Raw genomic sequence first — 6,204 nt, 5'->3', positions numbered from 1 at the left:
CTTTGTTGGTTATCGAGCCCCCGCGGCCCCCCCGGGCCCCCCGCCCGGCGGGGCCCGTGGGGGTGTGGGCCCCGCCCCCCCCCTGGCCCGCATCCGCACCGTGCGGCGGGCGGCGCCGGTGCCGCTGGAGGCGGTCGGGGCGCCCACGGCCTGGAGCACGGAGTTGTCCAGGGGGCTGTCGGCGAGCCTGCGCACGATCGCGGACAGGGCCGCGGCCACCGAGCCGCGCGCCGGCGCGGATGCCGGCCAGCCGGCGGGGAGGGGCTGGCGGCGGTGGAAGGCGCCGAGAACGGCCACGGGGACCTCACCTTCGTTGCGTATCGTCCGACACGGCGGATCGATCGGGTGGTGGCTAAGGGTGCTCCGGAGGTCGGTGGCGGGGCGCTGGGCCCGCGTCAGCCGGGCGGGGACGAGTCCGAGCCTAGGCCGCGGACCCTCGGGGGGCGGGTGATCCTGACGCCCCCTTGACTGTGCGGGCGCCGTCACTGACGGTGTCCTGACGGCGGCCCCGCGCATCGACGGCCTCCGGCCCGGACGCGATCGCGCTCCGGCGGGCGGCGCGTCCGGCGGGCGGGCGGCCGCGTCGTACGGGCGAGGAGGGAAGGGGAGCCATGGCAGGCCGGTCCGACGGCGCCGGCGCGGCCCGCGACGGCCGGGGGGCGAACGATTGGGACGTGACGGGTTCGTTCACTAACATCGACAGTGGCCCTGGATATAGGGAACACATCCGTTCATTACGGACAGCCGGTGAACGGGCGTGTCGAGAGGTGGAGCCGAAGAAGGTGCGCAGCCATGCCCGCTGAACCCGCAGTCGCGCGCGGACCGGCGACGGGCGCCCCGCTCCGCAGGCGCGGCGAGGCGCTGGAGAACGCCATCTTCGAGGCCGCCCTCCAGCAGCTCACCGCCGACGGCTACGCCCGGCTCACCATGGAGGGCGTCGCCGCCGCCGCGCAGACCGGCAAGGCCGCGCTCTACCGGCGCTGGCCCTCCAAGGAGGAACTGGTCAAGGACGCGCTGCGCGCCTGCCTGCCCCCGGTCGGCCCGCCGCCCGACACCGGCGGCCTGCGCGGGGACCTGCTGGAGGTGGTGACCAGGCTGCGCGCGGCGATGCTGAGCGAGCCCGGGGCCGCCGTGCGGGCCATCATGGGCGAGCTGGACCAGCAGCGGGCCCACACCTTCCTGGCGATCGTGCTGGAGCGGGTGGTGGAGCCCACCGCCGCGCTGATCGCCGAGGTGCTCGGCCGTGGTGCCACCCGGGGCGAGGTCCGCCCCGGGTCCGTCACCCCGCTGGTCACCGACGTCGTCCCGGCGCTGATGCTGTACCGGATCAAGATGTGCGGCGGCGCGCCGGAGCAGCTGGACCCGGCGGAGATCGTCGACGAGGTGCTGCTGCCGATCGTCCGCCAGTGAGGGCGGTCAGGTCGATGGCCGACGGCCGGTCAGGGGCGGGCCCCGGACCGGCCGTGGTCGTGCGGACGGGCCGTCAGCCAGCGTCGGACGGCGCCTGGGCCGGGACGGCGGGCGCTGGCGCGGAACCCGCCTCGGCGGCCCGGGCGGCTGAGGCCTCGAAGAAGCGCAGCAGCTCCACCGGGAACGGCAGCACCAGCGTCGAGTTCTTCTCCGCCGCGACCTCGACCACCGTCTGCAGCAGCCGCAGCTGCATCGCCGCCGGGGTCTCGGACATCGTGACGGCGGCCTCGGCGAGCTTGGCGGCGGCCTGGAACTCGCCGTCCGCGGTGATGATCCGGGCCCGGCGCTCGCGGTCGGCCTCCGCCTGGCGGGCCATCGAGCGCTTCATCGAGTCGGGCAGGCTGACGTCCTTGATCTCCACCCGGTCGATGTGCACGCCCCACCCGGTGGCCGGGCTCTCCATCATGATCTCCAGCCCCTGGTGCAGGTTCTCCCGGCCGGAGAGCAGGTCGTCCAGCTCGCTCTTGCCGATGATCGAGCGCAGCGAGGTCTGGGCGACCTGGAGCATCGCGAAGGAGTAGTTCTGGACGTCCACCGTGGCCTTGATCGGATCGACGACGCGGAAGTACAGCACGGCGTCGACGCTGACGGAGACGTTGTCCTTGGTGATGCCCTCCTGGGCGGGCACCGGCATGGTGACGACCTGGACGTTGACCTTGCGCATCCGGTCGACCACCGGCACCAGCAGGGTGAGGCCCGGCTGGCGGACCTGCTCGCGCACCCGGCCGAGCCGGAACACCACGCCGCGCTCGTACTGCTGCACCACCCGCACGCCGGTGATCAGCCAGAACAGCGCCAGCACGACGACGAGAACGACAATTGCCACGTTCGTCCGACCTTCCCCGTAGCGGCGCAGCCCGGGCCGGGTCCTGAGCGGGCCCTGTCGCGCGGGTGCGAGCCGCGCAGGACAGTATGCGCCCCGGCCGCGGGGATCGACAGCCGCGTGCGCCGGGGATCCTGACGGGCCGTCCGCTCCGCCGGTAAGGCGCGACCGCGCCACCCCGGCGGCGGGCTGACGCCCGTGGCGCGCGCACCACGGGCGTCCTGGAACCCTCTTGCCTAGCCGGCGAAGGCGGCCGCGTGCTCGGCGGCGAACTCGGCGAAGGAGCGCGCCGGGCGGCCGGTGAGCTTCTCCACGTCGGGGCTGACGGCGGCGGCGTACCCGGCCGCGTACAGCCCGTACAGCTCGACCATGCCCTCGGCGCGCCACTGGTCCCAGCCCGCGTCGAGCATTCCGGCCAGGGCCGCCTCGGGTGCCAGTGCGGTGTACGCCACCGGGCGGCCCGCGACCGCGGCGAGCCGCTCGGCCAAGGCGTCGTGCGACAGCGCCTCCGGGCCGGTCAGGGTGTAGACCGCGCCCTCGTGGCCCTCGGTCGCCAGCACCTCGACGGCGGCCGCCGCCACGTCCCGGGCGTCCACGTACGACACCGCGCCCTCGCCGCCCGGCGCCGCGAGGGTGCCGGCCCGGACGCCCGCGGCCATGCCCAGGACGTTCTGGTGGAAGCCGTTCGGCGCCACGACCGTCCACGGCAGCCCGGAGGCCCGCAGGTGGTCCAGGCCGCTGACGTGTGCGCCCACGAAGCGGACGCCCTCCGGCCGCTGCTCGACGCCCGCCGCCGCGTGCAGCACGATCCGGGGCCGCCGGCCGGTGCGCACGGCCGCGTCGATCACGTTCCGCTCGTGGGCGGCCATCTCGGGGTGGACGGCCACCAGGAGGTAGACGACGTCGGCCCCGGCCAGGGCCGCGTCCAGCGAAGCCGGGTCCGAGAAGTCGGCGGCCGCCCGCTCGACCGCGTCGTCCCACTCCGCCGGGCCCGGCGAACCGGCGCGCACCAGCGCCCGCACCGCCTCGCCGCGCTCGCGCAGCCCCACGACCACCTTCGACCCGACCGTACCGGTGGCACCCGTCACAACGATCACGGATGGCACTCCTCCCCGTAGCGGACGCCGACCTGATTCGACGTCAGCGTGATGATCGCAGGCGGGGCGGAGCCGATCAAGGTCGGGCCCGCCGGGCTCGGGCCGGTCGGGTGGGCCGGCCACGGTTCGCCCCGAGCCGACACGCACGGCGCCCCGCCGTTCCTCGACTTGGCGCGCGCCGGGCGCTTGGATGGATCCGGCCTGGTCACCGCCCGGACACGACCCGGGACACGACGCCGGGCGCGACCCCGGGCACCCGCCGGCAAGCCGAGGAGCCACCACCGTGAACGACACCCCTGACGCCGTCGACCGGGCCGAACCCGCCGCCGTGGCCGGCCGGATCGCCGAGCGGCGCGAACAACTCGGCCTCAGCGAGGACGACCTCGCCCACCAGGCGGCCATGGCCCCCCGCTACCTGCACTACCTGCTCGAAGCCGGACCGGCCTTCGACCCCGGCGGCTTCGTCCGGATCGCCGCCGCACTCGGCCTCAGTCGCGGCGAACTGCTCGAAGGCCGCGCCGACGCCCCGCCCGGCCAGGGCGGCCCCGGCCCGCACCCGCGGCTGCTCGGCCTCACCGAACCCGAGTGCTGGGAGCTGATCGGCACCCACGGCGTCGGCCGCATCGCCCTGCCGCTCCAGCCGGGCCCGGTCGTCGTCCCCGTCAACTACGTCGTCGACGACCGCACCATCGCCTACCGCACCACCGAGCGCGGCGCCCCGGCCGAGGGCACCGCGCTCTCCTTCCAGATCGACCACATCGACGAGTACCTCGGCCGGGGCTGGAGCGTCCTCCTCCTCGGCACCGCCCACCACGTGCACGACCCCGCCGCCCTGCACCACCTGGTCGGTCTCCCCGGCGCGATCCCCTGGGCCGGCGGCGACCGGACCAGCTGGATCCGGATCAGCCCGGACGAGATCACCGGCCGCCGCCTGGTGAGTGACTGAACGATCCGTTCCGGTCGCCGGGAATCGCGGTGCTGAGCGGCCGAGTTGGCGTTGTCGTACCCCTGTCGCGGACCGGTCGGCGTGGCTAGCATGAGGCGCCAACCGCAAGGAACACCGGCCCAGGCCCCCTCTTGCGGGTCACGTCGGATCAGCGTGCCCAGGTGTCCCGCGCGCCCGGCATGATCCGCAAGAGCAGGTCCAACCCCCAAGGGAGGAACCACCCATGAGCGCAGTGGTGACCGAGATCCGCGACGCAGGCCTGCTGGACATCGACGAGGACGCCATCGTCTTCGAGGACGAGCACGACGCGGACCTCGCCCCGGTCGCGTGTCTCGCCGACCCGTGGGTCACCTACGTTCCGACGCGCTTCGACTGCGCCGTGGACTGCTGACCCGTACCGAGGAAGCGGACCGGGGGAGGGCGGAGCGATGACCACACCACCCGACCCCGGCTCCGCCGAGGCCCTGCGGCGCCGGGTCGCCGACCTGGCGGCCGCCGCGCCCGGCCCGCGCCGCCCGCTGCACACCGACGGGCAGTGGTGGTACCTCCAGGACCCGCGGATGCCGGCGCGCGCCCACGGCTGGAAGCTCCACCTGTCCGCCCGGCAGGGCCAACTCCCGCAGCTGCTGGACGCGGTGGTCCCGATCCTGCTGCGCCGCACCTGCGACGCGAAGTTCGCGGCGGGCGCGGCCGTGCTGCGGGAGCTCAACAGCGGGCTGCGCGGCCCCGCGGCCGTGGGCAAGGCCGTCACGGTCTACCCGGACGAGGCGGACCTCGTCGCGCTGGGAAAGGAGTTGGCCCGGGCGCTGGCCGGCTGGGCCGGGCCCCGGGTGGTGAGCGACCGCCGGCTCCGGCCGGACGCGCCGGTCTACTACCGCTACGGACTGTTCCGGGTCACGGGCGACGGCGCCGACTACGGCATGACCGGCCCGGACGGGGCGGTCTTCCCCGGCCTGGCCGAAGCCCGCTACCGCCAACCGCCGTGGGCGAGCGACCCGTTCGCGCCCGTCGCGGCCGCCGCCGCCCCGCCGCCGACCACCCGGGTCGGCGAGGGCCGGTACCGGATCACCGCCGGGATCACCCGCTCGCCGAACGGCCACGTCTACCGCGCGGTCGAACTCGCCACCGGGCGCGAGGTGGTGGTCAAACAGGCCCGCGCCCACGTCGGCGAGGACGGCGCGGGCACCGACGCGCGCGGCCGGCTCCGGCACGAACGCCGGGTGCTCACCGCCCTGGCCGGGGTGCCCGGGGTGCCGCCGCTGGTCGACTACTTCCGGCACGGCGCCGACGAGTACCTGGTCAGCGGCGCGTGCGGGCCGCGCGACCTGCGGCGCGACGTCCTCGCCGCAGGCCCGTACGACCTGCGGCCGGGCACCGGCGGGCGCGACTGGTGGCGCCTGGCGCGCGGACTGCTGCGGATCCTGGACGCGGTGCACGCGCGCGGCGTGGTGGTCTGCGACCTGAAACCCGCGAACGTGGTGCTGGACGCCGCCGGCCGCTGCTCGCTGGTCGACTTCGGCGTCAGCGCCCTCGACGGCGCCCGCCCGCCCGGGGCCACGGCGGGCTACGGGCTGCCCGGCGCCGCCGGGACCGACCCCACCGAGGACTACTACGCGCTGGGCACCACGCTCCACCACGCCCTCACCGGACTCGACCCGGTGGTGATCGACCCCGACCCGGCGACCAACCGCGACCGCACCCTGGCCTGCCTGCGCGCGGCCCTCCCCGGGCCTTCGGACTCGGCGGATTCCGCGGTGGCCCAGGTCGCCGGCGTGGGGTTCCCGGACCGGGGCTGGCGCGCGGCCGCCGCCGCCGGCCTGCGGGAGGGGAAGCCGCCCGGCCGCCCCCCCGCCCCCCCGCCCGGCGGG

Annotated in this window: 4 protein-coding genes and 2 pseudogenes; 4 read left to right on the top strand and 2 right to left on the bottom strand. The window is 75.9% G+C overall.

From position 1 onward, the window contains the following. The first annotated feature begins 792 nt into the window (after positions 1-792). On the top strand, positions 793-1,410 hold the full coding sequence (locus tag ACFV61_RS30490) for a TetR/AcrR family transcriptional regulator C-terminal ligand-binding domain-containing protein (protein WP_380378792.1): 618 nt from the start codon (positions 793-795) through the stop codon (positions 1,408-1,410). 76 nt (positions 1,411-1,486) lie between these two features. Here the strand turns inward: ACFV61_RS30490 and ACFV61_RS30485 are convergent. Together ACFV61_RS30485 and ACFV61_RS30480 are read right to left on the bottom strand one after the other, a co-directional pair. Next, positions 1,487-2,296, bottom strand: a pseudogene (locus ACFV61_RS30485) (slipin family protein); the annotation flags it as partial. A gap of 233 nt (positions 2,297-2,529) precedes the next feature. Continuing rightward, complete coding sequence (locus ACFV61_RS30480) at positions 2,530-3,390, bottom strand: NAD(P)H-binding protein (protein WP_380495114.1); 861 nt, start codon at positions 3,388-3,390, stop codon at positions 2,530-2,532. A gap of 283 nt (positions 3,391-3,673) precedes the next feature. On the opposite strand from ACFV61_RS30480, the gene ACFV61_RS30475 reads away from it, so the two are divergent. The 3 genes and pseudogenes from ACFV61_RS30475 to ACFV61_RS30465 all read left to right on the top strand — a co-directional run. Further along, positions 3,674-4,336, top strand: coding sequence for a helix-turn-helix domain-containing protein (locus ACFV61_RS30475; protein WP_380495112.1), 663 nt, complete (start codon positions 3,674-3,676; stop codon positions 4,334-4,336). 223 nt (positions 4,337-4,559) lie between these two features. Beyond that, positions 4,560-4,727: an SflA family class IV lanthipeptide gene (locus ACFV61_RS30470; protein WP_167745841.1), complete on the top strand. Its 168-nt coding sequence runs from the start codon at positions 4,560-4,562 to the stop codon at positions 4,725-4,727. A 37-nt stretch (positions 4,728-4,764) separates the two neighbouring features. After that, positions 4,765-6,204 (top strand): annotated as a pseudogene (locus ACFV61_RS30465) (serine/threonine protein kinase); the annotation flags it as partial.

Origin of the sequence: Kitasatospora sp. NPDC059817, assembly GCF_042731835.1 — a bacterium.
GTDB lineage: Bacteria > Actinomycetota > Actinomycetes > Streptomycetales > Streptomycetaceae > Kitasatospora.
This window is presented reverse-complemented; position numbering and strand designations above follow the sequence as displayed.